This window comes from Nonomuraea deserti (assembly GCF_004348685.1).
Lineage (GTDB): Bacteria > Actinomycetota > Actinomycetes > Streptosporangiales > Streptosporangiaceae > Nonomuraea > Nonomuraea deserti.
Genome location: NZ_SMKO01000056.1, coordinates 13,082 through 32,015, shown reverse-complemented (window position 1 = coordinate 32,015; position 18,934 = coordinate 13,082). Strand labels below are relative to the sequence as shown.

The window sequence follows — 18,934 nt, the reverse complement described above, 5'->3', positions numbered from 1 at the left end:
GGAACGCGCTCCTCGAAGGGGTTCGTCAGGGGCCGAGGGCGCCCACGGCACGGGCGCCCTCGACCCTGCTCGTCATACCGGTGGCCGTACGAAGCTCACCGGAGGGCCGACGCCGGCGCTACAGCTCCGGAGCCCAGCAGCTCATCGCCGTCAGATACGACGAGCAGTAGCCGGGGGAGGAGGAGGCGCCGGTCTCGATGGTGCCGTGCCCCTCCGCCACGATGGAGTCGGCCGACACGACATCGATGGAGTCGACGTCCAGGCCGCGCAGGTCGAGTTTCAGGTTCTCCGACATGTGTGTCTCCTGACACTGGGATGCAGTTGGTGAACACGGTTGATCCGAACGGGTCACGCTGGCGTCGGAGCCGGCATCACCTCCTCGTCGGCAGGTACCGGGATGGGGCGGGCCACCAGGGGCCCGCCGGTCGGTGGGGTGCCCATCGCCAGGAAGGACAGGCTCCTCAGGGAGGTTCCGGCGAGGCCGAGCACCTCGTCGGTGGTCTCGTTCGCGCCGTCGGAGTGGATGCGCGCGGCCAGGCCCAGCGCCGCGGCGGCCAGCGCGGCCCGCTGCGCGACCAGGCCCGCCTCCATCTGCTGCATGCGGTACCAGCGGTCCCCGAACAGGCGCGCGCCCGCGAGCGGATCGCCCACCGGAACCAGCGCGGCGGCCGCCCCGCGCAGCGCCACCCGCGTGTTGGCCAGCAGCCGCCCGGTGGCCACGGCCTCCACCTCGCCGGCCCCGGCCAGCTCGTGGAGCGTGTGCCGGGCCGGGTCGTACCAGTAGGCGCCGCGGGGCAGCCCCTCCACCCGCAGGGACAGCAGGCACAGCGCGGTCGCGGCCGGCCCCGTCGCGGCGCCGGGCAGGTCGGCCGGGTAGCCGCCGCCGGCTGCGGCCAGCACCGTGCCGAGCGCCCTCCCCAGGAGCGGTACCGGACGGTAACCGGCCACCGGGGACGTACGGCGCCTCACCCCCGCCGCGGGGTGGGCGCCGGCGGCGGGCTCGGAAGCCGGGAGCGCCCGGCCCGCGCGCACCGGCGGCCGAGGCCGCAGCACCCCGGCCGGCTCCGTCGAGCCAGGGGAGTGCGGTGAGCTCGTGGAGTGCGGCGAGTTCGCGGAGTGCGGCGAGTTCGCGGAGTGCGGCGAGCTGGGGAAGGCGAACGTGCAGGCCCGGTGCAAGGCGGCGGCGTGGCCGTCGGGCATCGCTCTGGGCAGCGGCCTGCTCTCATCGGCCACCGGCCGGGACATCAGCTCCCCGGCCAGGGACGAGGCCGGCGGCGACAGAGGCCTCCCGGGCGGGGAGGAGGCCGGCGGCTGCCCGGTGTCCGGGAGCCGTCCCCCGCCGGACGGCAGGGTGAAAGTGAGTACGGCCAGCGCGGCCTCCCGGACGTCGTCGAGACCGAGCAGCCGGTCGACCTCGCCGTCCGGGAACCGCAGGCGGGCCCGGCCGGCCAGCCCCAGTCGCCCGCCCACGGCCAGCGCCTGGGCGACGAGCACGCCGGTCTCCTGGCAGATCAGGCGGTAGCCGAAGTCGCCGTACTTGAACATCGACCGCCAGAACACCGCGGAAAGGACGATCGCCATGTCCGCCGCGGAATCGCCCGCAGCACCGTCCGCAGCACTGTTTGCAGGGCCGTCCGCAGGGCCGTCCGCAACACCGTCCGCAGCAATGTCCTCAGCACTGTTCGCGGCGGCGTCCGCGGCTAGCAGATCGGTCAGTGCCGGGACGTGGTCGTCGCCGCGCACGCGCTCCAGCACGTGGTGCACCGGGTCGTAGTGGTAGAGGGCGGCGGGCAGGCCGGGCAGGTGCGGCTCGCCCGCGGCCACGTACGCCTCGATCGGGTACAACCCTCCGCCCGACGGCGCTGGCCGGCCCGTGAGCAGCATGGGCGGCCCTCCCAGAGGCCGGCCGCCGTCGTCGAGGTGGTGTGACCACACGGTCCTGGTCATGCCGAGCAGGTCCCGCAGCAGCTCGCCGAGCACGCCGGGACCGGGGCCTGGGACGTCACCGGCCGCCCAGGGCAGCCGCACGCGTTCGGCGCCGGGGTAGCGCTTGTGCCGGGTCGGTGCGGCGGCCCAGTCGATGGACAGCGCCCCCCGGTTCCGCATGGCGGCCAGGTAGCGGCTCGTGGCCGCGCCGGGCGCGCTCGTCGCCGTGGTCGTGTGCACTCGGCGTCTGCCTCGCTTCCTCCGTGGAGACCGGTCAGGGGAACGGATGGGGGTACGGGTTCAGCTCCGCGGGCCGCAGGTCGCGGTCCAGGTAGCCGAGGAGCCGTGGCAGGCTCAGCAGTCGCGGCAGGCCGTGGACGCGCCGGTAACGGTGCCCGAAGGTCATGGACATCGTCCCCGGCACGATGACCTTCGCGGCGTACAGGCCGCACGCCCGCGCCTCCGGCGAGGTGATGTCGACGGCGATCACGTCGAGCCCGCCGGCCAGGTAGCGCCCGGCCAGCTCGGCCAGGTCCGCGCAGAGGTCGTCGTGCCCGGGCCAGTCCACCCGGGCCGCCACCTCGGCCACGGTCAGGGCGGATCCTCCGAGCGGCAGGAAGCCCAGCCGGCCGGCCGCGTCCGGGTGGCCGTAGGCCAGAGGATGGTGCTCCAGCAGTCGCACCTCGTCGGAGTCGGCCGCCAGCCGCGCCGACGACGCCGGGTCGTAGCGTTCGGCATGGCCGGCCAGCATCGGGGCCAGGTCCTCCAGCGCCCGGCGGAGCGCTCGTTCCGGATCCAGGTGCGAGGCGGAGCCGCACAGCGCACGCGGCCGGTCCGGCCGGCCCAGCGCGTCGACCGCCATCACCCAGAACACCGGCACCCGCTGCTCCAGCAGCGCCGCGAACGCGTGCACGTCGTAGCCCAGCCGGTCCCGCACCCGCTGGGCGAGCATCGGGATCCGGCGGTCGGCCGCCGAGCCGAGGTCGACCCGGGGGATCGGCATCCGGGCGTACCAGGTGGCCAGGGCCGCGTCCCGCTCGGCCACCTCCAGCAGGCCGTACAGGATCGCCTCCGCCGGGTGGCCGCCCAGGGCGCAGCCATTGGAGCACTCGTAGGCGAAGCCGAGGTCGTCCGCCGGGCGTGGGCCGAAGAAGGCGTAGCTCTCCGGCACCAGCACCGGGGCGTCGCGGGCGAAGGAGTACGCCCACACCCAGGTCGTGGGGCGCTCCGGGACGAATCGGGTGAACAGGAAACCGGGCTGGTCGTACCAGTCGTCGGGATAGAGGCCCAGCGTGCGCGGGTCGAGGGCGTGGTCGGCGATGTCCACGTACGCGGCGCGTACGGTGGTCCGCCGGCTGCGCGGGTGGATGCCCGCGATACGCTCCAAGGCCTCGGCGACGGCGGTGGCCCGTGCGGAGGCGAAGTCGTCGCTGCGGCCGTAGCCGTGGTGACTTTCGTGCTCGGTGCGGGCCGGGCTGAGCCGGGCCACCGCGATCGGGCCGCCGCCGCGCTCCTCCGCGATCAGGGCCTGCACGATGCCGGTTTCCGCGTCGACGAACCGCTGTTCCAGCTCCGCCCCCCGGCCACTGATCCCGCTGACCCGGAACGTCCCTGGGTCCGGCTTGGGCGCCGGGCGCGGGACGTACCGTCCGGAATGCGGACCATCGTCCGGGCGCGCGCCGCAGTCCGGGCAGAGCGGGTCCGGCAGGAACGGATGGCGGCGCACCGCGGCCGTCGTCAGGCGGACCTTCAGCAGCGCGCCCACGGTCCGTGCGGAGCCGGGGTCGTGCCGCAGCCGGTACACCTCGTCGGCGACCAGCGCGGCGACCGTACGCGAGACGAGCGGGGCGAGCAGGGCGCTGGGCCGCGAGTCGAGGTCGGCGGCCCACCGCGCGCGCAGCGCGTCACGTGCCACCGCGTCCGGCCGGTTGCCGGCGCGTCTGCGTCCCACACAGGTCGGGCAGCCGGGCCGGGCCGGGCGGACTGCCGGGCCCACCAGCGCCCAGCCGGCCTCGACCCGCACCGGCAGCCACGGCACGCCCCGCCCTGCCGCGCATCGCGCCACCGCGGGGTACGGCCGCACGTCGTCGGCATCACTCACGACGACGATCACACCGCCTCCCGGCCCCGCGGTGAGGTCCTCTGGGAAGGCCGCACTGGCGGGATGGTCCTTTGGGGTGGCCGGTTCGGCGGGGAGGTTCTGTGGGGTGGCTGGTCCGGCGGGATGGTCCTGTGGGGTGGCTGGTCCGGCGGGGAGGTTATTAGGGACGGCCGGTCCGGTGGCGAGGGCCTCTTGGACGGCTGCGTGCAGGCGGCCCTCACCCAGGACGGTCACCAGGTCAGGGTCCGGGGCGGACGCGACCGTGGTGATGGCGGCCTCAGTCATCGAGCAGGACGACTCGGGCGACGAAGGGCAGGAGCCTGGCCGCCTCGGGATCGCCGTCGAGCGGCACCGCCACCGGCACCTTGCCCGCGCGGCGCAGTGCCCCGGCCATCGTCCGCACGGCCTGGTACCGGTCGCCGCCCGGCGGCCAGTGGGGACGGGCCTCGGCGTACGCGTGCTGCCGGGCGGTCCTGGACTGCCAGCGCAGCAGCAGCCGTTCCAGGCCGTCGCGCAGCGCCTCCGGGACGGTGGCGGCCACGGACACGAGCACCTCCCGGCCCGGGACCGTCAAGGCGACGGCGGGTACCCCGAGAACGGCCGTGTGGTCGCGTATCCGCGGGGTTTCACCGGCGAGCGTGAGCTGGCGCAGCAACGCCTCGGCGACCGGATCCTCCGAAGGCGTCAACGACGCACCCGTCCCGGCGCGGTCCGCCACCGCCCTGGAGGAGGCGGCCGGAGCGGTCGTTCCCGTGTGGTTCGTCAGGGGACTCGAGGGGGTGGCCGGGGCGGTGGTGTCGGCCGGGTCCGTCGTTGCGATCGACCCAGCCGGGTCGGTGTGGTCATCAGGGGCTGCGTGCAGGCGGGTGGCCAGCAGGTGCTCGCAGTGGGCCCGCAGGCCGGCGGCCAGCGCCTCCGGCCAGCTCAAGCCGGCGCCGGTGCCGGCCGGCGGGTGCAGCGTACCGGTGCCGGCGAGCCGGAGGTCCGCCCTGGGCACGCGGCGAGGTTGCCCGCCCGGTAGTTCCACACCCCACACCACCTCCTCCGCGCCGGGGTCGAGGGCCAGCAGGCCGTACGTGGCGAGGGCGGCGAGCAGACAGCGCAGCCGGGCCGTGCGCTGATCGGGCCCCCAGCCGTACGCCTGCGGTTTCGGCGCCCAGCCGGGCAGCACGCCGAACGGATCGGAGACGACCGCCTGGCACACCGCCAGTGGGGACTGCGCCAGCGCCTGCTCGTCCAGCATGCCGAGCACCCCCAGCCGGGAGTCGACCAGGTCGGCGGTGAGGCCGAGCAGCCCTTCCGCATCGACAGCGGATGCCGCCTCCTCCGGCGGAGAGTCCCCGGGTGTTTGTGCCGGTCCGGCGCTCCCCGGCGCCTCGGGCTGTCGGGCGTTCACCGGTCCGGCACTGCCCGGCGCCTCGGGCTGTCGGGCGTTCACCGGTGCGGCGCTCCCCGGCGCCTCGGGCTGTCGGGCGTTCACCGGTGCGGCGGCCTGTGCGGTGGCCGTCGGCGTATGGGACTGTGCGATGGTCGTCAGCGCCTCCGTCAGCCCTCTGATCGCCTCCGGGCCTCCGTCAGGACGGGCGCCCGCCCGGGGATGCGCCAGGAACCGGTGCGGGACCGTGTCGAGAGTGCGCAGGTCCACCCTGGTGAGCATGCGTTCCGAGCCCGTGTCGAGTCCGGTCACGTGAGCGAAACACGCGAGCGCCGCCATGGCCGCGACCACCGTGGGCACCGGGCCTGTCAGCAGGTCCTCCTCCGGCGAGAGCGGAACCGCGGCGGGCAGCCCGGCCAGCCGGTGCCAGCCTGACTCCGCCGCTGCCACCGTGGGTTGTCCCACCTGGCTGAGCCAGACCTCCGCGGGGCCGACGAAGGCCTGCCCCAGCACGACTCCGGCCGCCTCGCAGGCGCGGGCCGTCGCCACCAGCTCGTCGAGGTCCCCGCTCACCTGGAGCACGACGTCGGCATCGCTTGCGGTCGTCCGGCGGAGCATGTCGGCGGCGCCGGCGGGGGAGAAGGCCCTGATCTCCTGGTCAGGGTCGCGGCGGGCGGCGTCGGCGGCCCGTACGGCCGTCCCGGGAGCGGGACAGATCACCGTGACCCGCCGCCACCCCGAGCCGACACACGCCCCCACCAGCGCCTCCAGCAGCGGACCCGAGCCGGTGAGCACCAGGCGGGTGCGACGTATCCGCTCGAACCGCGACTCCGGCGAATCGAGCGCGTAGCCGATGAAGGCGATCTCCTCCGCGTAGGCACGCAGTTCCGCGCCGGTCAGCCCGTGCGGCCGCGCCTGCCGGGCGTCCACCACGAACCGCTGTTCGGCCAGCTGCCCCACGAGCCGCTCGACCATGGCCCGCCGCTCGCCGGGGAGGTGCGCGGTGAGCTCGGCCAGGGTGTGGCGGCCGGTCAGTGCGGGTGCCAGCCGGGCAAGCCAGGCGTACGCCTGCCGTCCTCGAACCGTGCACGCACCGTAGTCGCTGTGCACGTAAGCCCCGTCGGGGCATTCGACGAACCGTACGTCGTCGCGTAGCTGCGGTCTCATCGCCGGATCGGCGTTTGGGAGCGCTCCCATGAAGGCGATGTTAGGAACGGAAACCGTTTATGTAAACCCATAAAGTCTCTTTGATGTACATCTGAATTCAGTTATAATCGCGAAATTCTCTATCCGCTCACGGAATGTCACTTACCGAAAAACAGTCAGAAAACAGCCGTCTGCACGGTGAGCGTTCTCCGGCACGATGAGCTGCCGGTGACCCGTCCTCAGGGTTCGCGGGCGCGGAGGTACGCCTCCAGCGCGGCGGCGCCCCCGAGCATGGCGCGGCCCCGGGCGGACAGGCGGGCCTGCCAGTCGCGCAGGGTCGACTCCAGCGGGGCGACGCCTCCGGCGGAGCGGACCTGAGCGATCAGCGGGGCGATCTGCTCCAGCAGGTATCCGCCCCGCCGGAGCTGGTGGGCCAGCCGGACGTCCCGTACGTCGGCCGCACTGTAGATCCGGTAGCCCGTCTGCGGATCGCGACGCGGCCGGACCAGCCCGGCGTTCTCCCATTTGCGCAGGGTGGCGGGGCGGATGCCGAGCCGCCTGGCCAGCGGGCCGATGAACGTGTCGCCGCGCTCCTGCGGCACGGGCGCCAGATCGCGGAGGGCGGCTTCGACGGCCTGCAGGGTGCGCCGGTCGTCGAGGAGCTGGCCGTGGCTCTCGTCGATGAGCCGCAGCGCGTCCTCGGTGGCGCCCCGGTTGACCGCCCGCATGATCGACGTGGCCGTCTGGTGACCGTGCCCGGGCAGGAGGGCGAGGAACGCGCGCAGGGCCTGGGCGTGCAGCGGCGTATAGGTGCGATAGCCGTGGACGGTGCGTTCGGCGGCGGGCAGGATGCCGGCGTCCTCGTAGTTCCTGATCGCCTGCGTGGACAGGCCGTGTTCGCGCGCCAGGTCGACTGGCCTCATGGACGCACCACCGATTGAGGGTTCATCAAGGTAGAAGCAGGGAATTTCCGAAAAAGTCTACACCGAATGTTCAACGATACTGTTAAATGTATGGATATCAAGGACATGGCCCGGCCGCTCGACGGCGCGGGCGTCTCGGCCTTCCTCCGGTCGCTACCCGCCGAACCCCTGCTGCTCGGCCTGGGCGAGGCCAGGCACTTCGTGGGGGAGCTGGGCGAGTTGCGCAACCAGATCTTCCGGCATCTGGTCGAGCACGAGGGCTACCGGTCGTTCGCCATCGAGAGCGACTGCCTCATGGGCCTCGTGGTCGACGACTATCTCGCGACGGGCGCGGGCACGCTCGACGACGTCATGGAACGCGGCTTCAGCCACGCCTTCGGCGCTTCTCCGGCCAACCGCGAGCTCGTGCGCTGGATGCGGGCGTACAACGAGGAGCATGACGAGAAGCTCCGGTTCTTCGGCTTCGACGGCCCTCTGGAGTATTGGGCGGCGAGCCCGCGCCAGGCGCTCACCGGCCTGTACGCCCTCCTCGACGGCCCGCTGCCCTGCACCAGGGAGACCCTCGACGCGCTGCTGGGCCCGGACGAGCGGTGGGCGAACGAGGCCTCGGCCATGGATCCGTCCCAGTCGATCGGCCAGTCCGCCGACGCCCAGAGGCTGCGACTGATCGCCGACGACCTGGTGGCGCTGCTCGACACGCAGGCGCCGCGGCTATGCGCGGACGACTGGGAGCGGGCGGCGCTGTACGGGCGCACCGCCACGGGCCTGCTCCGCTACCACTACTGGCTGGCCGACGCGTCCCCGGCACGCTGGCCCAGGTTGTCGGCCCTGCGGGACGCGATGATGGCCGCCAACCTGCGTGCCGTCGCCGAGCGCGGCCCGGCCCTGGTCTTCAGCCACAACCTCCACCTGCAGCGGAACAGGAGCTTCATGTCGTTCGGAGACCAGGTGCTGGAGTGGTGGAGCGCGGGGGCGATCATCGCGAAGCACCTGGGCGGCCGGTACGCCTTCCTGGCCTCCGCCTTCGGCGTGGTCGACGACAACACCCCGCCCCCGGACACCGTCGAGGGCGTCCTGTCCACGCTGCCGTGGGACCACTCGCTGACCGACGCCCGCCGCCTGGCCGAGGCCGTCACGGAACCCACCCCGCGCATTTCCCATGATTTCCGCTATTTCCCGCTTGACCCGGCCCAGCTCGACACGATCGACGGCATCGTCTTCATCAAGCAGGCTGTCAAGCTCGATTGACAGAGCGCGTGCCGTGCCGTGCCGGGCACGGCACGCGCATCCATCACCCAAGCGCATCCGGGATCGCCGGGCGATCCGACCGGTCGACCCGCACGGACGACGGCGCTTCATCCGGCGGTCACTGTGAGTGACTCCGGTGGGCGGTAGTGACCTGTCCGAAGGCGCTGCTCGTCGAACTCCCGGGTGTGTCAGGCGGCGGTGCGGTCGCTGACGGGCCGGCGGCGGAGGCCCGCCTGCTGGAGAGCCGGCGGCACGTACACCTGGTCGAGCGCGCCGACGTCGGTGCCCGGCGGGACGATCTCGTCGATCCGGTCGAGAACGTCGTCGCTGAGTGCCACGTCGATGCCGCCGAGAAGGTCGTCGAGGTGGCTCATCGTGCGCGGCCCGACGATCGCGCTGGTCACGCCGGGATGCGCGATCGCGAACGCCATGGCGAGGTGGGTCAGCGGCAGGCCCGCCTCCCCGGCGAGCGAGACGAACCGCTCGACGACGTCGAGACGGCGCTCGTCGTTGAGGTGCCTGAAGAAACCGGCCCGGCGGAGCTCGTTCCGTCGGCCCTTGCGGACGCGTCCCGTGAGCAGGCCCTGCCCGAGCGCCCCCCACACCAGCGTGCCCATGCCGTGGCGCTGGGCGACCGGCAGCACCTCGCGCTCGATGCCGCGGTCGAGCAGGGAGTACGGCGGCTGCTCGGTGTGGAAGCGTGCCAGGCCGCGCCGCTCGGCGACCCACTGGGCTTCGACGATGTCGGACGCCGGCATCGTGGACGTGCCGATCGCACGGACCTTCCCGCTCCGGATCAGGTCGGAGAGCGCGGAGAGCGTCTCCTCGACGTCCGTCGTGGGGTCGGGCCGCTGGATCTGGTAGAGGTCGATGTGGTCGGTCTGCAGGCGGCGCAGCGAGTTCTCGACCGCGGTCATGATCCAGCGGCGCGAGGCGCCGCGCTGGTTGGGGTCGTCACCCATCGGGCGGCTCACCTTGGTCGCGAGGACGACATTGTCCCGCCGCCCCTTGAGAGCCTCGCCGACGACCTCTTCGGAATCGCCGTAGGCGTCGGCGGTGTCGATGAGGTTGATCCCCGCGTCCAGCGCTTTGTGGATGATGCGGGCCGAGTCGCCGGGGTCGGGGTTGCCGACGGACGTGGCGAACATCAAGGCGCCGAGCGCATAGGGGCTGACCTTGATCCCGGTCCGGCCGAGCGTGCGGTATTGCATGGCGAGATGTGCCTTTCTGCGTGAACAGATCGCAACAGCCTCAGGAAGGCGATGCCGTACGCGGCACGCGACCCGTTCCGGCGCGTGCCGGCTTCCAGCGTGCGGCGGTGCGGGCGGCGGCGGGAGAGACGTCCTCATCCGGGGACGGGCCGTCCCTGGCTGTGACCGGGCGTACCGGGCATGGTGGAAGGGTGGACAGAACCGAACTGGCCGACTTCCTGCGCCGCTGCCGTACCCGGCTCGCCCCCGCCGACGTGGGGCTGTCGCAGGGCGCGCGGCGCCGCACCCCGGGACTGCGGCGCGAGGAAGTGGCACAGCTGGCGGGCATGTCCACCGACCACTACACGCGGCTTGAGCAGGCCAGGGGCTCGCGCCCGTCCCGCCAGATGCTCGCCGCCGTCGCCCGCGCGCTGCGGCTGACCGGCGACGAACGGGACCACCTCTTCCACCTGGCCGGCGAGGAGCCACCACGTATCACCCGGCCGACCACGGAGCACGTCCGTCCCGGCCTGCTTCTCGTCCTCGACCGGCTGACCGACACTCCCGCCCAGGTGCTGAGCGACCGAGGTGACATCCTCGCGCAGAACGCGATGGCCAAGGCGCTGTACGGTGACGCGTCCGCCCGCCCCCAGGCCGACCACAACATCGCGTGGCGTTTCTTCACGGACCCATCGGCGCGGGAGCTCTTCCCCGCCGAGGACCACGAGCGAGCCGCCTGCGCGGCGGTGGCGGACCTGCGTGCCACGCTCGCCCGCCGCCCGGACGACGCGCGGCTGGCAGGGCTCGTACGCCGGCTCCGCGCCCGCAGCGAGGAGTTCTCGGCATTGTGGGACACCCACCACGTCGCCGTACGCCGCGCCGACGTCAAACGCTTCCTGCACCCGGTCGTCGGCCTGCTGGAGCTGGAGTGCGAGGTACTGGCGAACCCGGAGCACGACCAGCGGCTGATCATCTACACCGCGCGTCCTGGCAGCCTGTCCTACGAGCGGCTGGAACTGCTGCGCGTGGTCGGCCTCCAGGACCTGACCCGAGGCTGAACCGACGCGCCGATCGCCGGGCGGCCGATCCGGCGGGCCCTCGGGGAGAAGGAGGCAGGCCCGGTCGAACCTCGCCGCCCCTGTCGCCCTGTGGACCCGGCAAAGCGAGGGCGGCGGTGCGGCATAACGGCCCGGTCGCCGGGGAGAGGTGCAGCGCGGCAGGCGACGGAAGAGGAGGACGGTTGTGGAGTGGACGCTGGGCGAAGCATTCGAAACGCCCGACGGGACCATGCGGTGGGCGGCCCTGGGCCGCGGCGACCCGGTCGTGCTCGTGCATGGCACCCCGTATTCGTCCTTCCTGTGGCGGGATGTCGCGCCGGCGCTTGCTCTGACCCGCAAGGTCTTCGTTTTCGACCATCTCGGGTTCGGCCGGTCGGACCAGCACGAAGGCCAGGACCTCGGCCTGGCGGCCCATGCCAGGAACTTCAGGCGGCTGCTGGACCACTGGGAGGTGTCCAGCCCGAGCGTGGTCGCCCACGACATCGGCGGGGCCGTCGCGTTGCGGGCTCTGCTGCTGGAAGGAGCGGACTTCGGGGATCTCACCCTCTTCGACGCGGTGAGCGGCGGGCAGTGGGAGAGAGGACTCTTCCAGCTCATCCTCGAGCAGGCGGAGGTCTTCCAGCAGCTGCCCGGTTACGCCCATGAGGCGCTGGTGGCCAGCCACCTGCGCCACGCCACGCATGCCGGCTTCCGGCCGGGTGTCCTCGACGCCTTCCTGGCGCCGTGGCGGGGGGTGCGGGGGCAGGCCGCATTCTACCGCCAGTACCGCCAGATCAGGCAGGCGGACACGGCCGGCTACGAGCACCTGCTGGGCGGGATCTCGCTGCCGGTGCGCCTCATCTGGGGCCGCGAGGACCGTATCCTTCCGCCGGAGCACGCCGAGTGGTTGCACGAGAAGATCCCGCACGCCGAGCTCCACTGGATCGAGGGCGCCGGTCACCTCCTTCAGGAGGACGCGCCGGCACGCTTGACGGCCCATCTCACCGCTGCGTTCCGCTCCGGGAGCGCCGGGTAGCGGCGCGGGGGCGTTGAGGAGGGGCTCCAGGCCCACCCTGTCGCCGTCGCTCGGCCCTCACCCGAGCACCCGAGGCGAACTCGCCAGAAAGCTACCCCGACGTCACCAGGTCGTCACGGACGACGGACAGGGCGACCTCCCGGTGCGCGTCGTGTTCAGCGAGGCGCGCCACGAGGGACTTCCGAACGTCGCGGTAGGTGTCGGATCCGAGCGGCAGCCGCAAGGGGATCTCGCGGCTGTCCACCAGGTCGATCATCGCGCGGGCGATCTTCTCCGGGTCGTTGTCCAGGGAGAAGGTGCCGTCCGCGAGGGCTCTTCTGATGTCACCCGCGGGTGTCCGGTCGTACTCGGGCATGATCGGTGCGGTGGCCAGCGCGCTTCCGAACCCGGTCGGTGTCGCACCGGGTTCGACGATGGTCAGGCCGATGCCGAACGGCTCGATCTCGCGAGCGACGCTCTCGCAGAAGCCCTCGATGCCCCACTTGGAGGCGTGGTAGTAGCCGAAGTTCGGGTATGCGGTCTGCCCGCCCGCGGTGGAGACCTGCAGGATGCGGCCGTGCCCCTGGGCGCGCAGGTGCGGCAGCGCGGCCCGGATCACGTGGATCGAACCGAGCAGATTAGTCTCGATCACCTGCCGGATCTGCTCGTCGGCGGCCTCCTCGACCGAGGCGAAGACGCCGAACCCGGCGTTGTTGACCACCACGTCGATCGTGCCGAGGGCCGCGAACGCCTCATCCACGACGTGCCGGACCCGGGCTGCGTCGGTGACGTCGAGCTGGGCCACCCAGAGACGGTCACCGTGGGCGGCGCGAAGGTCGTCGAGAGCCTCCGGCCTGCGAAGCGTCGCGGCGACCCGATCGCCCCGCGCGAGCAACCGCTCGGTGAGCAGCCGGCCGAAACCTGAGGACGTACCGGTGATGAACCACGTTCTCGACATGGGCTTTCCTTCCGTCAGCGGGTCGCTCCGACGGTATGAGTTCGAGTCTACTCGAAGTCAAACCCGTACACTGGGCCGCATGACGGCTGCTTCGAAAACGACGTTGAGCATTGGCGAAGTCAGCGCGCTGACCGGCCTGACGACGCACACGTTGCGCTTCTACGAGCAGGAGGGCCTGTTCGTCGAGGCGGTGCGCCGCAACGCCGCGGGGCGACGGGTGTTCACCCAGCAGGAAGTCGGGTGGTTGCGGGTCTGCGCGAAGCTGCGCTCCTCGGGGATGCCTCTGCCGGACATCCGCCGGTACGCCGAACTGGTCAGAAAGGGCGCGGGCACCGAGGCCGACCGGTTCGAGATCCTGCGCCGGCACGAGGCCAGGGTGCAGCGACAGGTGGCCGACCTGCAGGAGGCGCTGGACGTGATCCAGGCGAAGGTCGCGCTGTACGCGGACCACCTCGCCGCAGGCTCCGCCGACACCCTGTGGCGCGACGGCCCCGACTGCACCCCGGCCCGCGACGTCTCCTGATCGGCGCCGTCTCGTCTCTCAGCCCAGGTCGTATGCGCTCCTCGACGTCGTCATCGGATGCCTGCGGTAGTCGCCGGGAGGCATGCCCAGCACCCTCTTGAAGGCGACGCTGAGGGCGCCTTCTGAGCCGTATCCCCTGTACGCGGCCCTGCGGAACGCCGGCTCCGCCCGCATCGTCGTCGTCGGCTCCGGCGCCCACCCGGGCGTGCCGTTCGACTTCGAGGATCCTCACTTCGATCGGCGGCCATACGACCCGTGGACGTTACGGGCAGTCCAAGTCCGCCGGCGTCCTGTTCATGGTGGGCGCCCGCCGCCGGGCGGCCGACGGGATCACGGCCAACGCGCTCAACCCCGGCTACATTCTCACCCGCCTGCAGCCCACGCGCGGATGCCGGCCTAGCTGGTGGCGCGCCAGGACAGGGACAGGCCGGTGGCGGCGCGTTCGGTGCGGATCTCCATCATGGTGCCCAGGATGGTGGCATGGTCGGACACCACGGGAACGGCGTCGGGCGTGTAGGTGATCCGGGTGCTGACGAGCACGGGGCTGCCCTCGGGCTCGTGGAGGCGGCGGGCCGCGGCGGGGTCGAGCAGGCCGGGCCGGACCGCCTCTGACGCCCGGGCGACCGCCACTCCCGCGTCGGCGAGGGCCGTGTAGAGGGAGACGGCGGTGAAGTCGCGGTCGCGGATCTGGTCGGCCACCGGCCGGCGGATCCAGGACACCTGGTGAACGGCGGGACGGCCGGCGAACTCGCGGACCCGCTCCAGCCGCAGGGCGGTGTCGCCGGGACGCAGCCGCAGCTCCGCGGCGATCGGGGCCGGGGCCCGGCGTATCGCCCGCCCGGCCACCACGGTGCGCACGTCGTGGCCCTGTTCGCGCAGATCGTCGGCCAGGCTGCGGAGCGAGCCGAGCTGGTACGCCAGGTGGGGCGGGGCCACGTACGTGCCCCTGCCGGGCCGCTGCACGATCAGGCTCTCGTCGCTGAGCTCGCGCAACGCCTGGCGCAGCGTCATGAGGGTCACCCCGTAGGAGGCGCTCAGCTCCCGCTGCGGCGGCAGGGCCTCGCCGGGGGCGTAGTGTCCCGACCGGATCTTCGCGGCGAGGTCGGCGGCGATGGCGCGGTATCTCGCCTCGTGCCCGGCGTCGGGGGTCATCGTGGTGCGTCACACTCCTGGTCGAGGGCCCGCCGCAGGGTCGCGAGGAAGGCCCGCAGATCGTCCGGCCCTGCCCCGTCGAGCACCCGCCGCATGACCGCGGCGCCGACCACCACGCCGTCGGCGTGCCGGCCGGCCTCCCGCGCCTGGTCAGGCGTGGAAATGCCAAATCCTAGCAAGACCGGCCGGTCGGTGCCCCGTCTGATCCGCGCGGTGAGCTCCGCCGCCGAGGCGGCGAGGGCGGCCCGCTCGCCGGTGGTGCCCATCAGCGACACCGCGTAGACGAATCCGCGGCTGCGGCGCGAGATCTCCGCCAGCCTCGGCTCCGGCGTCGACGGCGACGCCAGCAGGGCCAGCTCGATCCCGGCGGCGGCGGCCGCCTCCGCCAGCTCGTCCGCCTCGTGCAGCGGCAGGTCGGGCACGATCAGACCGCTGACCCCGGCCCGGCGCAGCGCGGCGCAGAACGCCTCGCTCCCGTCGTGCAGCACGAGGTTGTAGTAGGTGCTGGCGACCAGCGGCACGCCCGGCTCCGGGATCCCGGCCAGGTCGGCGAGGATCCGGCGCGTGCTCGCCCCGCGGGCCAGCGCCGTGTCGCCGGCCTGCTGAATGGTGACGCCGTCCAGTGTGGGGTCGGAGAAGGGCAGGCCGACCTCGATCGCGTCCGCGCCGGCGGCGACGAACGCCCGCAGGTAGTCCGTCCAGCCGGGCGTGATGCCACCGGTGACGTACGGCATGAGCAGGCCGCGGCCGGTGTCCCGGCGGGCACGCAGGTGGCGTTCGACCGGGCCCGCGGCCAGGGTGGGGTTCGTCACAGCAGCTCCTTCAGGGTGGAGATGTCCTTGTCCCCCCGGCCGGACAACGTCATCATGACCGTCGACCCGGCGGCCAGCTCGCCGTCGCCGGCCGCGCGGATCACCCAGGCCAGGGCGTGCGCCGATTCGAGCGCCGGGACGATGCCCTCGGTGCGGGCCAGCCGTATCGCCGCGCCGGCCGCCTCGTCGTCGGTCACCGTGACGTACCGGGCCCGGCCCAGGCCGCGCAGGTGGGCGTGCTCGGGGCCGACCCCCGGGTAGTCGAGCCCGGCGGCGATGGAGTGCGCCGGGGTGATCTGCCCGTCGTCGTCCTGGAGGAACAGCGAGTGGCTGCCGTGCAGGACGCCGGGCCGGCCGCGGGCCGCCCCGGCGGCGCCCTCCGCCTCGACACCGGTCAGGCGCGCCGGGGTGTCGGCGAATCCGGCGAACGTGCCGGCCGCGTTGGAGCCGCCGCCGACGCACGCGACCACGTGGTCCGGGACGCCGGTCCGCAGCTCGGCGGCGCACTGCGCGCGGGCCTCGTCGCCGATGACCCGCTGGAACTCCCTGACCATCCACGGGTACGGATCCGGCCCGACGACCGAGCCGACGCAGTAGTGGGAGTCGCCGGTGACGCCCACCCAGTGCCGCATGGCCTCGCTGGTCGCGTCCTTGAGGGTACGGCTGCCCGTGGTCACCGGGACCACCTCGGCGCCCAGCATGCGCATCCGGAAGACGTTCAGTGCCTGCCGCTCCATGTCGCGCTCGCCCATGAACACCGTGGCCTCCAGCCCGAGCAGCGCGGCGGCGGTCGCGGCGGCCACGCCGTGCTGGCCCGCCCCCGTCTCGGCGATCAGCCTGCGCCGTCCCATCCGGGCGGCGAGCAGGGCCTGGCCCAGCACGTTGTTGATCTTGTGTGATCCGGTGTGGGCGAGGTCCTCGCGCTTGAGGTACAGCCGCACGCCCAGCTCTTGCGACAGCCGCCGGGCCGGCGTGAGCGGGGTCGGACGTCCGGCGTGCAGGGTGAGCAGCTCCGCCAGGGCGCCGCGGAACCCCGGATCCGCCCACGCCTCCCGGAACGCCGCCTCCACCTCGCGGCACGCCTCCACGAGCGACTCCGGCGCGTACCTCCCGCCGTATTCGCCGAACCGGCCCCGCGCCCGCGGCTCGCCCATCGTCCCCTCCGAGGGGACGGGCTCACGCCATGGCGACACGTAAGGCATCCCATGCTCACCTCGTTCTATAACTCTGCTGAGAGTTCTATAACAGTGAGTGTGGCACGGGCAGCGTGGGACGGGCAAGGGAGGGAACGAGCCCGGCCGGCGAATCTCAGCTGGTGTGGGGGAGTTCGCACAGCTTGGCGCCACTGGTGATCTCGTCGAGAACGCGCCGGAGTCGCCGCATCCGGCGGTCGGCCTCCTCGACGAGTCGCTCGGTCAGGTGCTGCCAATCGGCCAGGGCGGGATCGGCGGGCAACTCGGCGAAGAGTGTCCTGATCTCTGCGATGGACAATCCGACACGCTGGGCGACGGTTATGACCTTGGTCCGGCAGACATCGGGTTCGCGAAACCGGCGTTGGTTGCCGGCGGTGCGTTCGCTGGTGAGCAGGCCATGGGCTTCGTAGAAGCGCACAGCCGAAGGCGCCACCCCGGTGGCGCGCGAGAGATCCCCCACGGTCAGCAGAGCCTGGTCGGTGCCGGTGCCTGTCATGACGCCCTCCACGGCTTGACTTCAACAAATGTTGAAGTTCAAGTGTGCCAGCTGTGGCCAGGAACCGGGGCCGGCGAGCGGGCCCGTGTTCCGAAAACCGACAGAACGGAGTGTCGTGATGCGAGCGGCGATGATTGCGAGGTTCGGCGGCAGGACGAGGTGCTGGTGGTCGGAGCCAGCGGTGGCCTGGGAGTGCTGTGCGTGCCGGCGGCTGGCCGGCGAGGTGAACATCTCGGTGACCGGCATCGAAGCGGCGCGACTGCCCGGGCATGACCGTACGCGCTGCATCGAGCAGGCGCTGCGTGAGGTGGCCGCAGCCGTGATCGCGCCGGTCATCGGGCAGACGTTTCCGCTCGATCAGGCAGGGGCGGCACATGCTGCGATCGAGAGCCGCATCGTGTTCGGCAAGACTTTGATCACCGCCAGAGGGTGACGCCGCTGGAGGGCCAGAACGAGGGACGCGATGGCCGGCGCCGGGGGCGGCCCTGGACCGGCATGCCTTTGCGGCGTCCGCCCGAATCGTTGGCATGGCCAATAAATGTGTATATGGTGGGGGGGCCAACGTTGGCAGTGCCAACAAAAGGCCGCCATGGCCGCAGCGACATCCAGACGCCGCATGAATCCCCTGGAGCCAAGCCCATGATCAAGCCGTTCCACATCGACATCCCCCAGGCCGACCTCGACGACCTGGCCGACCGGCTTTCCCGCACCCGCTGGCCCAACGAGGTCGCCGGCGCCGGGTGGGACTACGGTTTCCCCCTGGCGCGGCTCGAGGAACTGGCCGAATACTGGCGCACCGGCTACGACTGGCGCGCGCACGAGGCCAAGCTCAACGAGCTTCCGCACTTCACCACCGCGATCGACGGCCAGAACATCCACTTCGTCCACGTCCGGTCCTCGAAGCCTGACGCGCTCGCGCTGATCCTCACCCACGGCTGGCCGGGGTCGTTCCTGGAGTTCCTCGACGTGATCGAACCGCTGTCGCGCGATTTCCACCTGGTGATTCCGTCCATCCCGGGTTTCGGCTTCTCCGGGCCGACCCGCGAGCGCGGCTGGGACATCGTCCGGGTCGCGAAGGCCTGGGCCGAGCTGATGCGCCGTCTCGGGTACGAGCGTTACGGCGCGCAGGGCGGCGACTTCGGGTCGGGCATCTCGCTGGCGCTCGGCGCGGTGGCACCCGAGCAGGTCGCCGGGGTGCACATCAACTACCTGCCGACCCGGCCGGTCCCGGACGCCGACATCGAACTGTCCGAAACGGATGAAGCTCGGCTGGACAAGGTCAGGCAGCTGATGGCGAATCGTCCGCCGTACCAGGCTCTGCAGGCCACCACCCCGCAGACCATCGGCTACGCGCTGACCGACTCGCCGGTCGGCCAGCTGGCGTGGATCGCCGAGCGCTTCGCCCAGTGGACGGACCCGCGCTCGCAGATCGGTGACGAGCGGATGCTCACCGACATCTCGCTGTACTGGCTGACCGCCACCGCGGCTTCCTCGGCGCGGCTGTCCCGCGAGGCTCCGCGGCGGATCGAGCCGTGCCCGGTCCCGGTCGGCGTGGCGGTGTTCGCGTACGACATCACGCAGTCGGTGCGACCGCTGGCCGAGCGGCTCTACGACATCAGGCACTGGTCGGAGTTCGAGCGCGGCGGGCACTTCGCCGCGATGGAGGTGCCGGAGCTGTTCGCCGAGGACGTCCGGGACTTCTTCCTCACCCACATCAAGCACGACCACCCGCTGGATGACACTGCCGGCGGCGTGAAGCCCGGCAGGCGGTGAACGCGCCAGGCGCGGCACCGGGTGGCCGCGCGACGCGCCGCAGAGGGAGCGCCCGTGCCCGGCCTC

The 18,934-nt window shown here is 72.4% G+C and carries 18 protein-coding genes; 6 read left to right on the top strand and 12 right to left on the bottom strand.

The window, feature by feature from the left end; all coding sequences use genetic code 11:
- Positions 1 to 118 precede the first annotated feature (118 nt).
- From E1292_RS51255 to E1292_RS21505, 5 genes are all read right to left on the bottom strand, one after another.
- Positions 119 to 295, bottom strand: a complete 177-nt coding sequence (locus E1292_RS51255) for a hypothetical protein (protein ID WP_165974659.1) — start codon at positions 293 to 295, stop codon at positions 119 to 121.
- 53 nt (positions 296 to 348) lie between these two features.
- The gene (locus tag E1292_RS21520; protein WP_132597022.1) at positions 349 to 2,166 is read right to left on the bottom strand and encodes a nitroreductase family protein; all 1,818 of its coding nucleotides are present in this window, start codon (positions 2,164 to 2,166) and stop codon (positions 349 to 351) included.
- 34 nt (positions 2,167 to 2,200) lie between these two features.
- Positions 2,201 to 4,027, bottom strand: a complete 1,827-nt coding sequence (locus tag E1292_RS21515; RefSeq protein WP_165974658.1) for a TOMM precursor leader peptide-binding protein — start codon at positions 4,025 to 4,027, stop codon at positions 2,201 to 2,203.
- A gap of 277 nt (positions 4,028 to 4,304) precedes the next feature.
- Positions 4,305 to 6,599, bottom strand: a complete 2,295-nt coding sequence (locus E1292_RS21510) for a serine/threonine-protein kinase (RefSeq protein WP_132597020.1) — start codon at positions 6,597 to 6,599, stop codon at positions 4,305 to 4,307.
- A 188-nt stretch (positions 6,600 to 6,787) separates the two neighbouring features.
- Positions 6,788 to 7,471, bottom strand: a complete 684-nt coding sequence (locus tag E1292_RS21505) for a TioE family transcriptional regulator (RefSeq protein WP_132597019.1) — start codon at positions 7,469 to 7,471, stop codon at positions 6,788 to 6,790.
- A 90-nt stretch (positions 7,472 to 7,561) separates the two neighbouring features.
- Between E1292_RS21505 and E1292_RS21500 the strand changes: the two genes are divergently transcribed.
- Positions 7,562 to 8,719 (top strand): erythromycin esterase family protein, encoded by a 1,158-nt coding sequence (locus E1292_RS21500; protein WP_246090246.1) that lies wholly within the window; start codon positions 7,562 to 7,564, stop codon positions 8,717 to 8,719.
- Positions 8,720 to 8,907: 188 nt separating this feature from the next.
- Here the strand turns inward: E1292_RS21500 and E1292_RS21495 are convergent, their stop codons facing one another.
- The gene (locus E1292_RS21495) at positions 8,908 to 9,930 is read right to left on the bottom strand and encodes an aldo/keto reductase (protein ID WP_132597017.1); all 1,023 of its coding nucleotides are present in this window, start codon (positions 9,928 to 9,930) and stop codon (positions 8,908 to 8,910) included.
- A 191-nt stretch (positions 9,931 to 10,121) separates the two neighbouring features.
- Here E1292_RS21495 and E1292_RS21490 point away from each other — a divergent pair, with 191 nt between their 5' ends.
- Both E1292_RS21490 and E1292_RS21485 read left to right on the top strand, forming a co-directional pair.
- Complete coding sequence (locus E1292_RS21490; RefSeq protein ID WP_132597016.1) at positions 10,122 to 10,967, top strand: helix-turn-helix transcriptional regulator; 846 nt, start codon at positions 10,122 to 10,124, stop codon at positions 10,965 to 10,967.
- 184 nt (positions 10,968 to 11,151) lie between these two features.
- Complete coding sequence (locus tag E1292_RS21485; protein ID WP_181958271.1) at positions 11,152 to 11,982, top strand: alpha/beta fold hydrolase; 831 nt, start codon at positions 11,152 to 11,154, stop codon at positions 11,980 to 11,982.
- Between the two features lie 91 nt (positions 11,983 to 12,073).
- Here E1292_RS21485 and E1292_RS21480 read toward each other — a convergent pair whose 3' ends face one another.
- Positions 12,074 to 12,919 carry an SDR family oxidoreductase gene (locus E1292_RS21480; protein ID WP_132597015.1) on the bottom strand — a complete coding sequence of 282 codons (846 nt, stop codon included), beginning with the start codon at positions 12,917 to 12,919 and terminating at the stop codon, positions 12,074 to 12,076.
- 103 nt (positions 12,920 to 13,022) lie between these two features.
- Between E1292_RS21480 and E1292_RS21475 the strand changes: the two genes are divergently transcribed.
- Positions 13,023 to 13,442 (top strand): MerR family transcriptional regulator, encoded by a 420-nt coding sequence (locus E1292_RS21475; RefSeq protein ID WP_246090245.1) that lies wholly within the window; start codon positions 13,023 to 13,025, stop codon positions 13,440 to 13,442.
- A gap of 18 nt (positions 13,443 to 13,460) precedes the next feature.
- Here E1292_RS21475 and E1292_RS51250 read toward each other — a convergent pair whose 3' ends face one another.
- The 5 genes from E1292_RS51250 to E1292_RS21450 form a co-directional block, all read right to left on the bottom strand.
- Positions 13,461 to 13,616: a hypothetical protein gene (locus E1292_RS51250; RefSeq protein ID WP_181958272.1), complete on the bottom strand. Its 156-nt coding sequence runs from the start codon at positions 13,614 to 13,616 to the stop codon at positions 13,461 to 13,463.
- 222 nt (positions 13,617 to 13,838) lie between these two features.
- Positions 13,839 to 14,594, bottom strand: coding sequence for a GntR family transcriptional regulator (locus E1292_RS21465; RefSeq protein ID WP_132597013.1), 756 nt, complete (start codon positions 14,592 to 14,594; stop codon positions 13,839 to 13,841).
- The gene (gene trpA / locus E1292_RS21460; protein ID WP_132597012.1) at positions 14,591 to 15,406 is read right to left on the bottom strand and encodes a tryptophan synthase subunit alpha; all 816 of its coding nucleotides are present in this window, start codon (positions 15,404 to 15,406) and stop codon (positions 14,591 to 14,593) included. Before trpA ends, E1292_RS21465 begins: the two co-directional genes overlap by 4 nt.
- Positions 15,403 to 16,608 (bottom strand): tryptophan synthase subunit beta, encoded by a 1,206-nt coding sequence (trpB, locus tag E1292_RS21455; protein ID WP_246090244.1) that lies wholly within the window; start codon positions 16,606 to 16,608, stop codon positions 15,403 to 15,405. The genes trpA and trpB overlap by 4 nt, the downstream gene beginning before the upstream one ends.
- A 106-nt stretch (positions 16,609 to 16,714) precedes the next feature.
- Positions 16,715 to 17,095 carry a MerR family transcriptional regulator gene (locus E1292_RS21450; RefSeq protein WP_132597011.1) on the bottom strand — a complete coding sequence of 127 codons (381 nt, stop codon included), beginning with the start codon at positions 17,093 to 17,095 and terminating at the stop codon, positions 16,715 to 16,717.
- 235 nt (positions 17,096 to 17,330) lie between these two features.
- On the opposite strand from E1292_RS21450, the gene E1292_RS53920 reads away from it, so the two are divergent.
- Both E1292_RS53920 and E1292_RS21440 read left to right on the top strand, forming a co-directional pair.
- Entirely contained in the window at positions 17,331 to 17,528 is a 198-nt protein-coding gene (locus E1292_RS53920) for a zinc-binding dehydrogenase (protein WP_246090243.1), read from the top strand.
- Between the two features lie 206 nt (positions 17,529 to 17,734).
- Positions 17,735 to 18,868, top strand: a complete 1,134-nt coding sequence (locus E1292_RS21440) for an epoxide hydrolase family protein (protein WP_132597009.1) — start codon at positions 17,735 to 17,737, stop codon at positions 18,866 to 18,868.
- Positions 18,869 to 18,934 lie beyond the last annotated feature (66 nt).